Here is a 271-nt window from a genome sequence, read left to right as displayed (position 1 = left end):
TAAGTCGGGACCTAAGGCGAGGCCGAAAGGCGTAGTCGAAGGACAACAGGTCGAAATTCCTGTACCACCGTAAGCCGTTATGAGCAATGGGGGGACGCAGTAGGGTAGTGACGCGGACTGATGGATGTCCGTCCAAGCAGTAAGGCTGATGTGTAGGCAAATCCGCACATCGTAAGGCTGAGCTGTGATGGGGAGTGAAAATTACAGTAGCGAAGGTCATGATCTCACACTGCCAAGAAAAGCCTCTAGCCAGGTGATGGTGCCCGTACCG

General features: G+C 53.9%; 1 rRNA gene. It reads left to right on the top strand.

Features of this window, described 5'->3' with window-relative positions:
* Positions 1-271 (top strand): 23S ribosomal RNA (locus HP552_RS35965); the annotation flags it as partial.

Origin of the sequence: Paenibacillus xylanilyticus (genome assembly GCF_013359935.1) — a bacterium.
GTDB classification, from domain to species: Bacteria; Bacillota; Bacilli; order Paenibacillales; family Paenibacillaceae; genus Paenibacillus; species Paenibacillus xylanilyticus.
The sequence above is the reverse complement of the archived record's forward strand: the minus strand, read 5'-3'. Positions and strand labels throughout refer to the sequence as shown.